Source organism: Streptomyces canus, from assembly GCF_041435015.1.
GTDB classification, from domain to species: Bacteria; Actinomycetota; Actinomycetes; order Streptomycetales; family Streptomycetaceae; genus Streptomyces; species Streptomyces canus_G.
Genome location: NZ_CP107989.1, coordinates 8,309,216 through 8,326,199 on the forward strand (window position 1 = coordinate 8,309,216; position 16,984 = coordinate 8,326,199).

A 16,984-nucleotide genomic window follows, 5' to 3' on the forward strand; every position below is an offset into this window, starting at 1 on the left:
ACCCGCCCCGATAGCCTTGCTGCCCGTGACTCCCACCCTCATCTGGATTCTCGTCGCGCTCGTCGCGATCGGCCTTTATCTGAGCTGGACCGCGGGCCGTCTCGACCGGCTGCACGCCAGGATCGACGCCACGCGCGCGGGCCTGGACGCGCAGTTGCTCCGCCGTGCCTCCGTGGCCCAGGAACTGGCCACCTCGGGCGTGCTCGACCCGGCCGCGTCGATCGTCCTGTACGAGGCCGCACACGCCGCCCGGCAGGCCGAGGAGGAGCAGCGGGAGGTCGCCGAGAGCGATCTGAGCCAGGCGTTGCGGGCCGTGTTCGGGGAGCCGGCCCAGGTGGAGGCGGTCCGCGAGGCGCCCGGGGGAGAGGCGGCGGCCCACGAACTCACCGAGGCGGTACGACGGGTCCCGATGGCCCGCCGTTTCCACAACGACGCGGTCGGCGCCGCCCGCCGCCTGCGCCAGCACCGCAAGGTCCGCTGGTTCCGCCTGGCCGGTCACGCCCCCTTCCCGATGGCCTTCGAGATGGACGACGAGCCCCCCGCGGCCTTGGTCGACCGGGCAGCGTAGGACCAGGGCCGCACCAAAACGATCCACCATCTCTCCATTGGCCCTTGCTGTGGCCTGGTCCGGTGACGTTTCCTCGGTGCTGCAGCAGTCCCTTTCACTTCAGCGAGGTCAACCCGTGTCCAGCACCGAGAACCAGGCTCCCGAGACCGGCACCGCGCGCGTGAAGCGCGGCATGGCGGAGCAGCTCAAGGGCGGCGTGATCATGGACGTCGTCAACGCCGAGCAGGCGAAGATCGCCGAGGACGCGGGCGCCGTGGCCGTCATGGCCCTGGAGCGGGTTCCGGCCGACATCCGCAAGGACGGCGGCGTGGCCCGCATGTCGGACCCGACCATGATCGAGGAGATCATCGAGGCCGTCTCGATCCCGGTCATGGCCAAGTCGCGCATCGGCCACTTCGTCGAGGCCCAGGTCCTGCAGTCCCTCGGCGTCGACTACATCGACGAGTCCGAGGTCCTCACCCCGGCCGACGAGGTCAACCACTCGGACAAGTGGTCCTTCACGACGCCCTTCGTCTGCGGCGCCACCAACCTGGGCGAGGCCCTGCGCCGCATCGCCGAGGGCGCGGCCATGATCCGCTCCAAGGGCGAGGCCGGCACCGGCAACGTCGTCGAGGCCGTCCGCCACCTGCGCCAGATCAAGAACGAGATCGCCAGGCTGCGCGGCTACGACAACCACGAGCTGTACGCCGCCGCCAAGGAGCTGCGCGCCCCGTACGAGCTCGTCAAGGAGGTCGCCGAACTCGGCAAGCTCCCGGTCGTGCTGTTCTCCGCCGGCGGCGTGGCCACCCCGGCCGACGCCGCCCTGATGCGCCAGCTCGGCGCCGAGGGCGTCTTCGTCGGCTCCGGCATCTTCAAGTCCGGCGACCCCGCCAAGCGCGCCGCCGCCATCGTGAAGGCCACGACCTTCTACGACGACCCGAAGATCATCGCGGACGCGTCCCGCAACCTCGGCGAGGCCATGGTCGGCATCAATTGCGACACCCTCCCCGAGACCGAGCGCTACGCCAACCGCGGCTGGTAACCACTCATGAGCACTCCTGTCATAGGCGTCCTGGCCCTCCAGGGCGACGTCCGGGAGCACCTCGTAGCCCTGGCCGCGGCCGACGCCGTGGCCAGGCCGGTGCGGCGCCCCGACGAACTCGCCGAGGTGGACGGCCTCGTCCTTCCCGGCGGCGAGTCCACCACCATCTCCAAACTGGCGGTCCTGTTCGGCGTGATGGAGCCGCTCCGCGCGCGTGTGCGTGCCGGGATGCCTGTCTACGGCACCTGCGCGGGCCTGATCATGCTGGCCGACAAGATCCTCGACCCGCGCTCGGGCCAGGAGACGATCGGCGGCATCGACATGATCGTGCGCCGCAACGCCTTCGGACGTCAGAACGAGTCCTTCGAAGCGGCGGTCGACGTGAAGGGTGTCGAGGGCGATCCTGTAGAGGGCGTCTTCATCCGCGCCCCCTGGGTCGAGTCCGTCGGCGTCGAGGCCGAGGTGCTCGCCGAGCACGAAGGCCACATCGTCGCCGTGCGTCAGGGCAACGCGCTCGCCACGTCGTTCCACCCGGAACTGACCGGCGACCACCGCGTGCACTCCCTGTTCGTCGACATGGTGCGCGCGAACCGGGCGGCCGAGTCCTTGTAGGATCTCTGGCGTTCGTTGTGTGTAGGGGTTACGCGAAGGAGACAGGCAGATGTCCGGCCACTCTAAATGGGCTACGACGAAGCACAAGAAGGCCGTGATCGATGCCAAGCGCGGCAAGCTCTTCGCGAAGCTGATCAAGAACATCGAGGTCGCGGCCCGCATGGGCGGCGTCGACATCGAGGGCAACCCGACTCTCTACGACGCCATCCAGAAGGCGAAGAAGTCGTCGGTCCCGAACAAGAACATCGACTCCGCGGTCAAGCGCGGCGGCGGTCTCGAGGCCGGCGGCGCCGACTACGAGACGATCATGTACGAGGGCTACGGCCCGAACGGCGTCGCGGTGCTCATCGAGTGCCTCACCGACAACCGCAACCGCGCAGCCTCCGACGTCCGTGTCGCCATGACCCGCAACGGCGGCTCCATGGCCGACCCCGGCTCGGTGTCCTACCTCTTCAACCGCAAGGGCGTCGTCATCGTCCCCAAGGGCGAGCTGACCGAGGACGACGTCCTCACCGCGGTCCTGGACGCAGGCGCCGAGGAGGTCAACGACCTGGGCGAGTCCTTCGAGGTGCTCAGCGAGGCCACCGACCTGGTCGCCGTCCGCACCGCCCTCCAGGACGCCGGGATCGACTACGACTCCGCCGACGCCAACTTCGTCCCGACCATGCAGGTCGAACTGGACGAGGAGGGCGCCAAGAAGATCTTCAAGCTGATCGACGCGCTCGAGGACAGCGACGACGTGCAGAACGTCTTCGCCAACTTCGACGTGAGCGACGAGGTCATGGAGAAGGTCGACGCCTGAGCCGACACTCAAGCTTCGAACGGGCCGACGGGACACCCCCGTCGGCCCGTCGCGTTGCCGGGCGTCGCCGACCCCCGTTGTCGGTGGCACCCGATAGCCTGCACAAACAGGAGAGCGAAGGGCGGGGTGAGCGTGCGCGTACTCGGGGTGGACCCCGGACTGACGCGGTGCGGTGTCGGTGTGGTCGAAGGCATCGCCGGCCGGCCGCTCACGATGATCGGCGTCGGGGTCGTACGCACGTCGGCGGACGCCGAGTTGGGGCAGCGGCTCGTCGCCGTCGAGCAGGGCATCGAGCAGTGGCTGGACGAGCACCGGCCCGAATGCGTCGCCGTGGAGCGGGTGTTCAGCCAGCACAACGTCCGTACGGTGATGGGCACCGCCCAGGCCAGCGCCGTCGCGATGCTGTGCGCCGCCCGCCGCGGCATCCCCGTCGCCCTGCACACCCCGAGCGAGGTCAAGGCCGCCGTCACCGGCAGCGGACGCGCCGACAAGGCCCAGGTCGGCGCCATGGTCACCCGCCTGCTGCGGCTCGACGCGCCGCCCAAGCCGGCCGACGCGGCCGACGCCCTCGCGCTCGCCATCTGCCACATCTGGCGCGCGCCCGCCCAGAACCGACTCCAGCAGGCCGTCGCCCTGCACGCAGCCACAGCACGGAAAGGCCGTACGGCATGATCGCCTTTGTGAGCGGCACGGTCGCCGCACTCGCTCCCGACGCCGCCGTGGTCGAGGTCGGCGGTGTCGGCATGGCGGTGCAATGCACGCCGAACACGCTGTCGACGCTCCGCCTCGGCAAGCCCGCCAAGCTCGCCACCTCCCTCGTCGTGCGGGAGGACTCCCTCACCCTCTACGGCTTCGTCGACGACGACGAGCGCCAGGTCTTCGAACTGCTGCAGACCGCGAGCGGAGTCGGCCCGCGGCTGGCCCAGTCCATGCTGGCGGTGCACGCGCCCGACGCGCTGCGCCGAGCGGTGGCCACGGGCGACGAGAAGGCGCTCATCGCCGTGCCCGGCATCGGCAAGAAGGGCGCCCAGAAGCTGCTCCTGGAGTTGAAGGATCGACTGGGCGAGCCGATCGGCGCGCCCGCGATCGGCGCTCCGGTCACCCAGGGCTGGCGCGACCAGCTGCACGCCGCCCTGATCGGCCTCGGATACGCCACGCGCGAGGCCGACGAGGCCGTCACCGCCGTCGCCCCGCAGGCGGAGGCGGCCGAGGGCACCCCCCAGGTCGGTTCGCTGCTGAAGGCGGCCCTCCAGACCCTGAACCGCGCCCGCTGACCCACCCGACACAGAGGCACACCACATGAACTGGGACGACACCACCGACGCGACCGCCTCCGAGCGGCTCGTCGGTGCGTCCGCCGACCGTGAGGACCAGGCGGTGGAGGCCGCCCTGCGCCCCAAGGACCTGGACGAGTTCATCGGCCAGGAGAAGGTGCGCGAACAGCTCGACCTGGTGCTCAGCGCGGCACGCGCGCGGGGGGCCACCGCCGACCACGTGCTGCTCTCCGGCGCCCCCGGCCTCGGCAAGACCACCCTGTCGATGATCATCGCGGCCGAGATGAACGCCCCGATCCGGATCACCAGCGGCCCCGCCATCCAGCACGCCGGTGACCTCGCGGCGATCCTCTCCTCCCTCCAGGAGGGCGAGGTCCTCTTCCTCGACGAGATCCACCGCATGTCGCGGCCCGCCGAGGAGATGCTCTACATGGCGATGGAGGACTTCCGCGTCGACGTCATCGTCGGCAAGGGCCCCGGCGCCACCGCCATCCCGCTGGAGCTGCCCCCGTTCACGCTGGTCGGCGCCACCACGCGCGCGGGCCTGCTGCCGCCTCCGCTGCGCGACCGCTTCGGCTTCACCGCGCACATGGAGTTCTACGAACCCGCCGAGCTGGAACGCGTCATCCACCGCTCGGCCAACCTGCTCGACGTCGAGATCGGTTCCGACGGCGCCGCCGAAATCGCTGGCCGCTCCCGCGGCACGCCCCGTATCGCCAACCGTCTGCTGCGCCGGGTCCGGGACTACGCCCAGGTCAGGGCTGACGGAGTCGTCACGCGCGACATCGCCGCGGCAGCGCTCAAGGTCTACGAGGTCGACGCCCGCGGCCTCGACCGCCTCGACCGCGGAGTCCTGGAAGCCCTGCTCAAGCTCTTCGGCGGCGGCCCGGTCGGCCTGTCCACCCTCGCGGTCGCGGTGGGGGAGGAGCGCGAGACCGTCGAGGAGGTCGCCGAACCCTTCCTCGTGCGCGAGGGTCTCCTCGCCCGTACGCCCCGTGGACGGGTCGCCACTCCCGCCGCATGGGCGCATCTCGGCCTCACCCCGCCCCGCTCGGCGTCCACAGGAAACGGACAACAAGACCTGTTCGGGACGTGACGCGATCGTGACGGCGCGGGCATTGGCCGGGTCAGGAACCCTGGTGCCATGCTGAGCGTTGTTCACTGCGCGCGGACTCGCTTAGACTCCGCCGATGCCGCCTTTGTCGGCGGCAGACATACCCCCAACCATCAGGCCGCTCACATCGCGGTCGCGTGAAGGAAGTACCGACCCGTGAGTCTCGTGACCCTCCTCCCGTTCATCGTGCTCATCGGGGCCATGTTCCTGATGACCCGCTCGGCCAAGAAGAAGCAGCAGCAGGCCGCGAGCATGCGGAATGACATGCAGCCCGGCAGCGGCGTCCGCACCATCGGGGGCATGTACGCCACGGTCAAGGAGGTCAACGAGGACACGGTCCTCCTCGACGCCGGTCCCGGCATCGATCTTCTCTTCGCGAAGAACGCCATCGGTGCCGTCCTGTCCGACGACGAGTACAACCGCATCGTCCACGGCATCGAGCACGACCTGAAGTCCGACTCCGACGTCGTCCCGGACGACGCCTCCTCCCTCACCGACACCGAGACCGACGAGTCCGCCGACGAAGCTGCCGCCGCCTCCGACGAGAAGTCCGTCGACCTCGGTAAGAAGGACACGGCCGAGGAGCCCGCCGACGACGCGCCCGCCAAGGCCGACGCCGAGACCGAGGCAGCCGAGGCGAAGTCGGACGACGAGCCGAAGAAGACCGACGGCGACTCCGGCGCGAAGTAGTCGCACTCCGGGGTGCGCGGACCAGCTCCGCGCGCCCCGGATCTGCGCGGCTCGCACGGGATCCCGACACCAGTCATGGCCGCCCGCCCGCCGACCCGGCGCGAGAGCGGCCCGAGAGGGAGTACGAGAAGGTGGCAGCACCCAAAAGGGGCCGGAGCGCGAGTGCCCAGAGCAAGCCAGGGCGCACGCTGGCCCTGATCCTGATCGCCATCGTGGCGCTCACCGGTGGAATGTTCCTCTCCGGACACACCACCCCGCGTCTCGGCATCGACCTTGCCGGAGGCACCAGCATCACGCTGGAGGCAAAGGCCGACCAGGGGTCCGCGCTCAACAAGGCCAACATGAACACCGCGGTCGACATCATGAACCGCCGCGTCAACGGCCTGGGCGTCTCCGAGGCGGAGGTGCAGACCCAGGGTGATCGCAACATCATCGTGAACATCCCCAAGGGCACCAACTCCAAGGAGGCCCGCGACCAGGTCGGCACCACCGCCAAGCTGTACTTCCGTCCGGTCCTCGCGCAGGATGCCACCGGCAGCGGCGCGGCCTCGCCGAGCCCGTCCGCCAGCGGCTCCTCGACCGCCTCGCCGAGCCCCTCCGCGAGCAAGTCCGGAACCGGCGAGAAGGCGACCTCGTCGTCCTCCCCGTCGGCCTCCGCCACCTCGCAGGGCCGCGCCGTCACCGACGCGCTGAAGGCCGACGCCACGCCGTCGGCGTCCGCGAGCGCGTCGACCTCCGCCTCCCCGTCGGCCCCCGCTCCGTCCGCCGCCCAGGCCAAGCTCCAGGCCCAGTACACCGCCCTGGACTGCTCCAAGAAGGCGCAGCGCACCACCGCGGGCGAGGGCGCCAAGCCGGGCGACACCACCGTGGGCTGCGGCGAGTACAACGGCGTCTGGTTCAAGTACGTGCTCGGCCCGGCCGCCGTCGCCGGCACCGAGGTCAAGAAGGCCCAGGCGGTCTTCGACACCCAGAACGCCGCCGGCTGGCAGGTCAACATGACCTTCAACAGCAAGGGCGCGAAGAAGTTCGCGGACATCACGGGCCAGCTCGCGAAGAACACCCAGCCGCAGAACGAGTTCGGCATCGTCCTCGACGGCCAGGTCGTCTCCAGCCCCACCGTGAGCTCCTCGATCGCCGGCGGCAACGCCCAGATCTCCGGCAGCTTCACGCAGGACGAGGCGCAGAACCTCGCCAACATGCTGTCGTACGGCGCCCTCCCGCTCTCCTTCCAGGAGCAGAGCGTGACCACCGTGACCGCGGCGCTCGGTGGTGACCAGCTGCACGCCGGTCTGCTCGCCGGTGCCATCGGCCTCCTGCTGGTCGTGATCTACCTGGTGGCCTACTACCGGGGTCTGTCGCTCGTCGCGATGGCCTCGCTGCTGGTCTCCGGCATCCTCACCTACGTGCTCATGGCGCTGCTCGGCCCGGCCATCGGCTTCGCGCTGAACCTGCCGGCCGTGTGCGGTGCCATCGTCGCCATCGGTATCACCGCGGACTCGTTCATCGTGTACTTCGAACGCATAAGGGACGAGATCCGCGAGGGACGCTCGCTGCGCCCCGCCGTCGAGCGGGCCTGGCCGCGTGCCCGGCGCACCATCCTGGTCTCCGACTTCGTGTCGTTCCTTGCCGCCGCGGTGCTGTTCATCGTGACGGTCGGCAAGGTCCAGGGCTTCGCGTTCACGCTCGGTCTGACCACCGTGCTCGACGTCGTCGTGGTCTTCTTCTTCACCAAGCCGCTGATGACGCTGCTGGCCCGTCGGAAGTTCTTCGCGAGCGGCAGCAAGTGGTCCGGCCTCGACCCGAAGAGTCTGGGTGCCAAGCCGCCGCTGCGCCGCACCCGCCGTTCCGCCCCCGTTGAGACGAAGGAGGCGTGAGCATGTCGAAACTCGGCAATCTCGGCGCCCGACTGCACCGTGGCGAGATCAGCTACGACTTCATCGGTCACCGCAAGCTCTGGTACGGCATCTCGATCCTGATCACCATCACGGCGATCCTGGGCCTCGCGGTACGCGGCCTCAACATGGGCATCGACTTCCAGGGCGGCGCGGTCTTCACCACCGAGAAGACCAGCGTCTCGGTCTCCCAGGCCGAGGACTTCGCGAAGGAGGCCTCCGGCCACGACGCCGTCGTGCAGAAGCTCGGCAACAACACGCTGCGCATCCAGATCGCCGGCATGGACACCAAGCAGTCCGACCAGATCAAGACGGACCTGGCCAAGGACTTCAAGGTCGACCCGGAGACCATCGCCGCCGACCTGGTCGGACCCAGCTGGGGCGACCAGATCGCCAACAAGGCCTGGCAGGGTCTGGCGATCTTCATGGTCCTCGTCGTGATCTATCTGGCGATCGCCTTCGAATGGCGCATGGCCATCGCGGCGCTCGTCGCCCTGATCCACGACATCACCATCACCGTCGGCATCTACGCCCTCGTCGGCTTCGAGGTCACGCCGGGCACGGTGATCGGTCTGCTGACCATCCTCGGTTACTCGCTCTACGACACGGTGGTCGTCTTCGACTCCCTCAAGGAGCAGACCAAGGACATCACCAAGCAGAACCGCTGGACCTACAGCGACATCGCCAACCGCTCGATCAACGGCACCCTGGTCCGTTCGATCAACACCACGGTGGTCGCGCTGCTTCCGGTGGCGGGTCTGCTGTTCATCGGTGGCGGTTTCCTCGGCGCGGGCACGCTCAACGACATCTCGCTGTCGCTGTTCGTCGGTCTCGCCGCCGGTGCGTACTCCTCGATCTTCATCGCCACACCGCTCGTCGCCGACCTCAAGGAGCGCGAGCCGGCGATGAAGGCCCTCAGGAAGCGGGTCCTGGCCAAGCGTGCCCAGGCGTCCGTCGAGGAGGAGGTGGCCGACGCGCGTCCCGTCTCCGACGATCCGGACGACGACGCCGCCCCCGCGGTCGTCGGTCCGCGCACCCAGCCCGCGTCCCGGGGCCGGGGCCGTGGCCGTCCTTCGGGGAAGCGCCGATGACCGAACTCACCGACATCACGGCGTTGCTGCTCAGCCGTATCCGTGATGTGGCCGACTATCCGGAGCCGGGGGTGATGTTCAAGGACATCACTCCGCTCCTGGCGGACCCTGCGGCGTTCTCGGCGCTCACCGACGCTCTGGCGGTGGTCGCGGCGAACACCGGCGCCACGAAGGTCGTCGGCCTGGAGGCCCGGGGCTTCATCCTCGGCGCCCCGGTCGCGATCCGCGCGGGCCTCGGCTTCATCCCCGTCCGCAAGGCGGGCAAGCTCCCCGGGGCGACCCTCAGCCAGGCGTACGACCTGGAGTACGGCTCGGCGGAGATCGAGGTGCACGCGGAGGATCTGTCCGCCGACGACCGCATCCTGATCGTCGACGACGTCCTGGCCACCGGCGGCACCGCCGAGGCCTCGATCGAGCTGATCCGCCGGGCGGGCGCCGAGGTCGCCGGCCTCGCGGTCCTGATGGAACTGGGCTTCCTGGGCGGCCGGGCCCGCCTGGAGCCGGCCCTGGCCGGAGCCCCCCTGGAGTCACTCCTCAAGGTTTGACCCACACCCCCGCACGAACGGCCGTCCCCCTTCGGGGACGGCCGTTCGCATGTGAACGAGGAGCGAGTGGAGCCACGCGGCTTCTGTGCGAGCCGAGAAGCACTCACCACCTTCAGGCCCTTCAGGAACGCTCACGCCGGTGAAATCCTCGCCCGTCCCCACCGCCCAGGACCCACGCGCCCACCCCGCCCCCGCGGATCCACTCGCTTCGGCCCGGCCTCCCCGCCATCCGCAGGCCACCCACGGGTCCCGCGCCGCACACCTCCACGCCACCCTCAGGAATCACGCGGCAGCCCCTCTTGTTGCACGTGTAGACGTCTCTCACATCGGGCTGAAGGCGATCCCGGGGCGCGGGATCGCTACCATGGGGTCTCCGGAGCCTGACCCGGGGACCCGGATCGACCCGGATCGCGCACGAGGAGTCCTCTTGCCAGACGAGGCCCAGCCACTTACCGCCGCCAAGCCCGAGCCCGCCTCGGCGCCCGCGGCCAAGCCCGCGCCGGACGCGAAGAGCGCGACGAACGACGCCCGCGGGCCGGTCGAGCACGCCCAGTCGGCGCCCGTCGAGAAGCCGGCCGAACCGCCCCGGCCCAAGCCCGCCGCTCCCGAGCACTCCACATCGGCGACCCCCGCGGCCCGTCCGAACGCGGGCCAGCCCGCCCGTACCGGCTCCTCCAACCGCGTCCGCGCCCGTCTCGCCCGCCTCGGCGTCCAGCGCTCCAACCCGTACAACCCGGTCCTGGAGCCCCTGCTGCGGATAGTGCGCAGCAACGACCCGAAGATCGAGACCGCGACACTGCGCCAGATCGAGAAGGCCTACCAGGTCGCCGAGCGCTGGCACCGCGGCCAGAAGCGCAAGAGCGGCGACCCGTACATCACCCACCCCCTCGCGGTGACCACGATCCTCGCCGAGCTCGGCATGGACCCGGCCACCCTCATGGCGGGCCTGCTGCACGACACCGTCGAGGACACCGAGTACGGCCTCGACCAGCTCCGGCGCGACTTCGGCGACTCCGTCGCCCTGCTCGTCGACGGCGTCACCAAGCTGGACAAGGTCAAGTTCGGCGAGGCCGCGCAGGCGGAGACCGTGCGCAAGATGGTCGTGGCCATGGCCAAGGACCCGCGCGTCCTGGTCATCAAGCTCGCCGACCGCCTGCACAACATGCGCACCATGCGCTATCTCAAGCGCGAGAAGCAGGAGAAGAAGGCGCGCGAGACGCTGGAGATCTACGCTCCGCTCGCCCACCGCCTCGGCATGAACACCATCAAGTGGGAGCTGGAGGACCTCGCCTTCGCGATCCTCTACCCCAAGATGTACGACGAGATCGTACGGCTGGTGGCCGAGCGGGCGCCCAAGCGTGACGAGTACCTGGCCATAGTGACCGACGAGGTGCAGTCCGACCTGCGCGCGGCCCGGATCAAGGCCACCGTCACCGGGCGACCGAAGCACTACTACAGCGTCTACCAGAAGATGATCGTCCGCGGCCGCGACTTCGCGGAGATCTACGACCTGGTCGGCATCCGAGTCCTCGTCGACACCGTCCGCGACTGTTACGCCGCCCTCGGCACCGTGCACGCGCGATGGAATCCGGTCCCCGGCCGGTTCAAGGACTACATCGCGATGCCCAAGTTCAACATGTACCAGTCGCTGCACACCACGGTCATCGGCCCGAACGGCAAGCCGGTCGAACTCCAGATCCGTACGTTCGACATGCACCGCCGCGCCGAGTACGGCATCGCCGCGCACTGGAAGTACAAGCAGGAGGCCGTCGCCGGTACCTCCAAGGTGCGCTCGGACCAGCCGCGGACCACCGGCAAGGACGACCACCTCAACGACATGGCGTGGCTGCGCCAGCTCCTGGACTGGCAGAAGGAGACCGAGGACCCCGGCGAGTTCCTGGAGTCCCTGCGCTTCGACCTCTCCCGCAACGAGGTCTTCGTCTTCACCCCCAAGGGCGACGTCATAGCGCTGCCGGCCGGTGCCACACCGGTGGACTTCTCCTACGCGGTGCACACCGAGGTGGGCCACCGCACCATAGGAGCCCGGGTCAACGGCCGTCTCGTACCGCTGGAATCGACCCTGGACAACGGCGACCTCGTCGAAGTCTTCACGTCCAAGGCACCCGGTGCCGGTCCGTCCCGGGACTGGCTGAACTTCGTGAAGTCGCCGCGGGCGCGCAACAAGATCCGCGCCTGGTTCTCCAAGGAGCGCCGCGACGAGGCGATCGAGCAGGGCAAGGACGCCATCGTCCGCGCGATGCGCAAACAGAACCTGCCGATCCAGCGCATCCTCACCGGCGACTCGCTCGTCACGCTCGCGCACGAGATGCGGTACTCCGACATCTCCGCCCTGTACGCGGCGATCGGCGAGGGGCATGTCTCCGCGCAGAACATCGTGCAGAAACTCGTCTCCGCGCTCGGCGGCGAGGAGGCGGCCACCGAGGAGATCGACGAGGCGGTCCCGCCGAGCCGCGGCCGTCGCAAGCGGCGCTCCAACGCCGACCCGGGCGTCGTCGTCAAGGGCGTCGACGACGTGTGGGTCAAGCTGGCCCGCTGTTGCACACCCGTCCCGGGCGACCCGATCATCGGCTTCGTCACCCGCGGTAGTGGCGTATCGGTTCACCGCAGCGACTGTGTCAACGTGGAGTCACTGTCCCGCGAGCCCGAGCGCATCCTCGAGGTCGAGTGGGCGCCCACGCAGTCCTCGGTCTTCCTGGTCGCCATCCAGGTCGAGGCCCTGGACCGCTCCCGGCTCCTCTCGGACGTCACCCGCGTCCTGTCCGACCAGCACGTCAACATCCTCTCCGCGGCCGTCCAGACCTCCCGCGACCGCGTCGCCACCTCCCGCTTCACCTTCGAGATGGGCGACCCGAAGCACCTCGGTCACGTCCTGAAGGCGGTCAGGGGAGTCGAGGGCGTGTACGACGTGTACCGCGTGACCTCGGCGCGGAACCGGTCGTAGAAGACACGGGAAAGGGCCCCGCACCCACGGTGCGGGGCCCTTTCCGATACGGCCTCAGCCGCCGAACTCCTGGAGACCCTTGAGCGCCTGGTCCAGGAGCGCCTGGCGGCCCTCCAGCTCACGCTCCAGCTTGTCGGCCCTGGCGTTGTTGCCCTGGGCGCGTGCCTGGTCGATCTGGCCCCTGAGCTTGTCCACAGCGGCCTGGAGCTGGCCGGTCAGACCCGCGGCACGCGCGCGTGCCTCCGGGTTGGTCCGGCGCCACTCGGTCTCCTCGGCCTCCTGGAGGGCGCGCTCGACGGTGTGCATCCGGCCCTCGACCTTAGGACGGGCGTCCCGAGGGACGTGACCGATGGCCTCCCAGCGCTCGTTGATCGCGCGGAAGGCGGCGCGTGCGCTCTTCAGGTCGCCGATCGGCAGGAGCTTCTCGGCCTCCTCGGCCAGCTCCTCCTTCAGCTTGAGGTTCTCGGTCTGCTCGGCGTCCCGCTCGGCGAAGACCGAGCTGCGGGCGGCGAAGAACACGTCCTGGGCGCCGCGGAAGCGGTTCCACAGGTCGTCCTCGTGCTCGCGCTGGGCGCGGCCGGCCGCCTTCCACTCGGCCATCAGCTCGCGGTAGCGCGCGGCCGTCGGACCCCAGTCCGTCGACCCGGACAGTGCCTCGGCCTCGCCGACCAGGCGCTCCTTGGTCCTGCGGGCGTCCTCGCGCTGCGCGTCCAGCGACGCGAAGTGGGCCTTGCGGCGCTTGGAGAACGCCGAGCGCGCGTGCGAGAAGCGGTGCCACAGCTCGTCGTCCGACTTGCGGTCCAGGCGCGGCAGACCCTTCCAGGTGTCCACCAGCGCGCGCAGCCGCTCACCGGCGGCCCGCCACTGGTCGGACTGGGCCAGCTCCTCCGCCTCGACGACCAGCGCCTCCTTGGCGTGCCGGGCCTCGTCGGACTGCTTCGCGCGCTGCTGCTTGCGCTCCTCGCGGCGCTTGTCGACGGTCTCCACGAGCTTGTCCAACCGCACCTTGAGCGCGTCCAGGTCGCCGACCGCGTGATGCGCGTCGACCTGCTCGCGGATGTGGTCGATGGCCGCCTGAGCGTCCTTCGCCGACAGGTCGGTGGTCTTCACTCGCTTCTCGAGGAGGCCGATCTCGACAACCAGGCCCTCGTACTTGCGCTCGAAGTAGGCCAGGGCTTCCTCGGGGGAGCCGGCCTGCCAGGAACCGACGACCTGCTCGCCGTCGGCCGTACGCACGTACACGGTCCCCGTCTCGTCGACGCGGCCCCACGGGTCGCTGCTCACAGCGCCTCCTCCACATGATGCCGAGAGGCTTCAGCGCCCCCGGGCATCGTCCACAGTTTCGTCACGGCCAACATAGGCGACCGGCGGGTTGCCTGTCCGCATCCCGCGCGACCGAAATTTCGCACTTGGCGGTCAGGATTTGGTGACCGTCGCCTTGTTGATCACGACGGTCGCGTTCGGCGCGCCGTCGCCCGCGCCGGTGCTCTCACCGGCCGCGGCGATCTTCTTCAGCACCTTCATACCGGATTCCGAGATGGTGCCGAACGGGGTGTAGCTCGGGGGCAGCTGGCTGTCCTGGTAGACGAGGAAGAACTGGCTCCCACCGGTGTGCGCCTGCCCCGTGTTCGCCATCGCGACGGTGCCCGCCGGGTAGACGTTGCTCTTGAGGCTCTTGTCCTTCAGGTTCTCGTCCGGGATGGTGTAGCCCGGTCCGCCGCTGCCGGAGCCCGTCGGGTCGCCGCACTGCAGGACATAGATGCCGTTGGTGGTGAGCCGGTGGCACTTGGTGTGGTCGAAGAAGCCCTTGTTCGCCAGGAAGTCGAACGAGTTCGCCGTGTGCGGGGCCGCCGACGCCTTCAGCGCGATGTCGATCTCACCGCAGGTCGTGGCGAGGCCAAGGGTGTACTTCGCCGACTTGTCGATGGACATCGCCGGCTCCTTCTTCCAGGTCTCCGTCTTGACCTTGCCGGCGGCGGGCTTGTCGCACGGGTCCGGCGCCTTGCTGGTCGGCGCCGCGCTGGGAGTGGTCTCCGCGCTCGCGCTGGCCTTGTCGTCGTCCTTCATGACCCCGGACGTGTAGAGCGCCAGGCTGCCCACCAGGATCACGCCGAGCACCGACGCGATCACAGAGTTGCGTACACGGGCCTTGCGGCGCGCGGCCGTGCGCCGCTGCTGCTGCCGCAAGAACTTCTCCCGCGCGAGCTGCCGCTTCCGCTGTTCCTGGGTGACCACGGGGTTCTCTCCTCATGCGTCTCGTCCGCCGACCGGTACGCATGCGTCCTATGAACCGACCGCCTGCGTGTGCCCCGTACCGTATATGGGTTCGCTGAGGAATCGGCAGCGCCGGTAGGCTCTGACCACTGGGGCAGCCGCCCGGAAGACCGCCCGTATCTAGACAAACCGAGGACGATCGTGCTCATTGCCGGGTTCCCCGCCGGGGCCTGGGGGACGAACTGTTATCTCGTCGCCCCCGCCGCCGGTGAGGAGTGCGTGATCATCGACCCGGGCCACCAGGCCGCCGAGGGAGTCGAGGAGACGCTGAAGAAGCATCGGCTCAAGCCCGTCGCCGTCGTCCTCACCCACGGCCACATCGACCACGTGGCCTCGGTCGTCCCGGTGTGCGGCGCGCACGGCGTACCGGCGTGGATCCACCCCGAGGACCGCTACATGATGAAGGACCCGACGATGGGTCTCGGGCGTTCCATCGGGATGCCGCTCATGGGCGAGATCACCGTGGGCGAGCCGGACGACGTCAAGGAGCTGACCGACGGCGCGAAGCTGGAGCTCGCGGGCCTGGAGCTGTCCGTCGCGCACGCGCCGGGCCATACCAAGGGGTCGGTGACCTTCCGGATGCCGGAGACCGCGGAGATCCCTTCCGTGTTCTTCTCCGGGGATCTGCTCTTCGCCGGCTCCATCGGACGCACCGACCTGCCCGGCGGTGACATGGCCGAGATGCTCGACTCGCTGGCCCGCGTGTGCCTGCCGCTCGACGACTCGACCGTGGTGCTGTCCGGCCACGGCCCCCAGACGACCATCGGCCAGGAGCGCGCCACCAACCCGTATCTGCGGGACGTGGCCGCGGGCCAGGGAGCCTCCGAGGCTCCCCGACGAGGAATGTGACAAGAGACTTCGTGAGCACCTTTCAGGCCCCCAAGGGCACGTACGACCTGATCCCGCCGGACAGCGCCAAGTACCTGGCCGTCCGGGAGGCGATCGCCGCTCCGCTGCGCACGTCGGGCTACGGATACATCGAGACGCCCGGCTTCGAGAGCGTCGAGCTGTTCGCGCGCGGGGTCGGTGAGTCCACCGACATCGTCACCAAGGAGATGTACGCCTTCGAGACCAAGGGCGGCACCAAGCTGGCGCTGCGCCCCGAGGGCACGGCCTCCGTGCTGCGTGCGGCGCTGGAGGCCAACCTGCACAAGCTCGGCAACCTGCCGGTCAAGCTCTGGTACTCCGGCTCGTACTACCGCTACGAGCGTCCGCAGAAGGGCCGCTACCGGCACTTCTCGCAGGTCGGTGCCGAGGCGATCGGCGCGGAGGACCCGGCGCTCGACGCCGAGCTGATCATCCTGGCCGACCAGGCGTACCGCTCGCTGGGCCTCAGGAACTTCCGCATCCTGCTCAACAGCCTGGGCGACAAGGAGTGCCGTCCGGTGTACCGGGCCGCGCTCCAGGACTTCCTGCGCGGCCTGGACCTCGACGAGGACACGCTCCGCCGCGCCGAGATCAACCCCCTGCGCGTCCTCGACGACAAGCGGGAGTCGGTGCAGAAGCAGCTCGGGGACGCCCCGCTGCTGCGCGACTACCTCTGCGACGCCTGCAAGGCGTACCACGAGGAGGTCCGCGAGCTGATCACAGCGGCGGGCGTGGTCTTCGAGGACGACCCGAAGCTGGTGCGCGGCCTCGACTACTACACCCGTACGACCTTCGAGTTCGTCCACGAGGGCCTGGGCTCCCAGTCCGCGGTGGGCGGCGGTGGCCGCTACGACGGCCTGTCGGAGATGATCGGCGGCCCGGCCCTCCCGTCCGTGGGCTGGGCGCTGGGCGTCGACCGCACGGTCCTCGCCCTGGAGGCGGAGGGCGTCGAGCTCGAACTCCCCTCGACGACCAGTGTGTTCGCGGTTCCGCTGGGGGAGGAGGCCCGCCGGATCCTGTTCACCAAGGTCACCGAACTCCGCAAGGTGGGCATCGCGGCGGACTTCTGCTACGGCGCCAAGGGCCTCAAGGGCGCCATGAAGAACGCCAACCGCAGCGGCGCCCGCTACACGATCGTCGCCGGCGAACGCGACCTCGCCGAGGGCGTCGTACAGCTAAAGGACATGGAGTCCGGGGAGCAGTCGGCGATCGGGGTCAACGAGATCGTGGCCGAGCTGGAGTCACGCCTGGGCTGAGCGCGACGGAGTGAGG

Annotated in this window: 16 protein-coding genes; 14 read left to right on the top strand and 2 right to left on the bottom strand. The window is 69.6% G+C overall.

Features of this window, described 5'->3' with window-relative positions; all coding sequences use genetic code 11:
- The first annotated feature begins 25 nt into the window (after positions 1-25).
- From OG841_RS37960 to OG841_RS38015, 12 genes are all read left to right on the top strand, one after another.
- On the top strand, positions 26-568 hold the full coding sequence (locus tag OG841_RS37960) for a hypothetical protein (protein ID WP_328637248.1): 543 nt from the start codon (positions 26-28) through the stop codon (positions 566-568).
- A 115-nt stretch (positions 569-683) separates the two neighbouring features.
- Positions 684-1,589 (top strand): pyridoxal 5'-phosphate synthase lyase subunit PdxS, encoded by a 906-nt coding sequence (pdxS, locus tag OG841_RS37965; RefSeq protein ID WP_280856425.1) that lies wholly within the window; start codon positions 684-686, stop codon positions 1,587-1,589.
- 6 nt (positions 1,590-1,595) lie between these two features.
- Entirely contained in the window at positions 1,596-2,201 is a 606-nt protein-coding gene (pdxT, locus tag OG841_RS37970; protein WP_328637247.1) for a pyridoxal 5'-phosphate synthase glutaminase subunit PdxT, read from the top strand.
- Positions 2,202-2,250: 49 nt separating this feature from the next.
- On the top strand, positions 2,251-3,003 hold the full coding sequence (locus tag OG841_RS37975; protein WP_328637246.1) for a YebC/PmpR family DNA-binding transcriptional regulator: 753 nt from the start codon (positions 2,251-2,253) through the stop codon (positions 3,001-3,003).
- Positions 3,004-3,135: 132 nt separating this feature from the next.
- On the top strand, positions 3,136-3,675 hold the full coding sequence (ruvC, locus tag OG841_RS37980) for a crossover junction endodeoxyribonuclease RuvC (protein ID WP_328643489.1): 540 nt from the start codon (positions 3,136-3,138) through the stop codon (positions 3,673-3,675).
- A complete protein-coding gene (ruvA, locus tag OG841_RS37985) occupies positions 3,672-4,277 on the top strand; it encodes a Holliday junction branch migration protein RuvA (protein ID WP_328637245.1) in 606 nt (201 codons plus the stop codon). Before ruvC ends, ruvA begins: the two co-directional genes overlap by 4 nt.
- A 25-nt stretch (positions 4,278-4,302) precedes the next feature.
- Positions 4,303-5,373, top strand: a complete 1,071-nt coding sequence (ruvB, locus tag OG841_RS37990; RefSeq protein WP_328637244.1) for a Holliday junction branch migration DNA helicase RuvB — start codon at positions 4,303-4,305, stop codon at positions 5,371-5,373.
- Positions 5,374-5,547: 174 nt separating this feature from the next.
- Positions 5,548-6,081: a preprotein translocase subunit YajC gene (gene yajC / locus OG841_RS37995; protein ID WP_328637243.1), complete on the top strand. Its 534-nt coding sequence runs from the start codon at positions 5,548-5,550 to the stop codon at positions 6,079-6,081.
- A 131-nt stretch (positions 6,082-6,212) separates the two neighbouring features.
- Positions 6,213-7,955: a protein translocase subunit SecD gene (gene secD / locus OG841_RS38000; RefSeq protein ID WP_328637242.1), complete on the top strand. Its 1,743-nt coding sequence runs from the start codon at positions 6,213-6,215 to the stop codon at positions 7,953-7,955.
- A 2-nt stretch (positions 7,956-7,957) separates the two neighbouring features.
- Positions 7,958-9,064: a protein translocase subunit SecF gene (gene secF / locus OG841_RS38005; protein ID WP_328643488.1), complete on the top strand. Its 1,107-nt coding sequence runs from the start codon at positions 7,958-7,960 to the stop codon at positions 9,062-9,064.
- Positions 9,061-9,609: an adenine phosphoribosyltransferase gene (locus OG841_RS38010; protein ID WP_328637241.1), complete on the top strand. Its 549-nt coding sequence runs from the start codon at positions 9,061-9,063 to the stop codon at positions 9,607-9,609. The genes secF and OG841_RS38010 overlap by 4 nt, the downstream gene beginning before the upstream one ends.
- 427 nt (positions 9,610-10,036) lie before the next feature.
- Positions 10,037-12,571, top strand: coding sequence for a bifunctional (p)ppGpp synthetase/guanosine-3',5'-bis(diphosphate) 3'-pyrophosphohydrolase (locus OG841_RS38015; RefSeq protein ID WP_328637240.1), 2,535 nt, complete (start codon positions 10,037-10,039; stop codon positions 12,569-12,571).
- A gap of 54 nt (positions 12,572-12,625) precedes the next feature.
- On the opposite strand, the gene OG841_RS38020 is transcribed toward OG841_RS38015, so the two are convergent.
- Positions 12,626-13,855 carry a DUF349 domain-containing protein gene (locus OG841_RS38020; protein WP_057614175.1) on the bottom strand — a complete coding sequence of 410 codons (1,230 nt, stop codon included), beginning with the start codon at positions 13,853-13,855 and terminating at the stop codon, positions 12,626-12,628.
- A gap of 132 nt (positions 13,856-13,987) precedes the next feature.
- Positions 13,988-14,806 (bottom strand): peptidylprolyl isomerase, encoded by an 819-nt coding sequence (locus tag OG841_RS38025; protein WP_328637239.1) that lies wholly within the window; start codon positions 14,804-14,806, stop codon positions 13,988-13,990.
- A gap of 180 nt (positions 14,807-14,986) precedes the next feature.
- Here OG841_RS38025 and OG841_RS38030 point away from each other — a divergent pair, with 180 nt between their 5' ends.
- Positions 14,987-15,694 carry an MBL fold metallo-hydrolase gene (locus OG841_RS38030; RefSeq protein ID WP_328637238.1) on the top strand — a complete coding sequence of 236 codons (708 nt, stop codon included), beginning with the start codon at positions 14,987-14,989 and terminating at the stop codon, positions 15,692-15,694.
- Between the two features lie 11 nt (positions 15,695-15,705).
- Positions 15,706-16,968: a histidine--tRNA ligase gene (gene hisS, locus OG841_RS38035; RefSeq protein ID WP_371568811.1), complete on the top strand. Its 1,263-nt coding sequence runs from the start codon at positions 15,706-15,708 to the stop codon at positions 16,966-16,968.
- Positions 16,969-16,984: the final 16 nt, after the last annotated feature.

Coding starts and splice junctions, on each gene's coding strand:
- ruvA (WP_328637245.1), top strand. CDS start 3,672: ATGATCGCCTTTGTGAGCGGCACGGTCGCCGCACTCGCTCCCGACGCC.
- secF (WP_328643488.1), top strand. CDS start 7,958: ATGTCGAAACTCGGCAATCTCGGCGCCCGACTGCACCGTGGCGAGATC.
- OG841_RS37975 (WP_328637246.1), top strand. CDS start 2,251: ATGTCCGGCCACTCTAAATGGGCTACGACGAAGCACAAGAAGGCCGTG.
- ruvB (WP_328637244.1), top strand. CDS start 4,303: ATGAACTGGGACGACACCACCGACGCGACCGCCTCCGAGCGGCTCGTC.
- pdxT (WP_328637247.1), top strand. CDS start 1,596: ATGAGCACTCCTGTCATAGGCGTCCTGGCCCTCCAGGGCGACGTCCGG.
- OG841_RS38010 (WP_328637241.1), top strand. CDS start 9,061: ATGACCGAACTCACCGACATCACGGCGTTGCTGCTCAGCCGTATCCGT.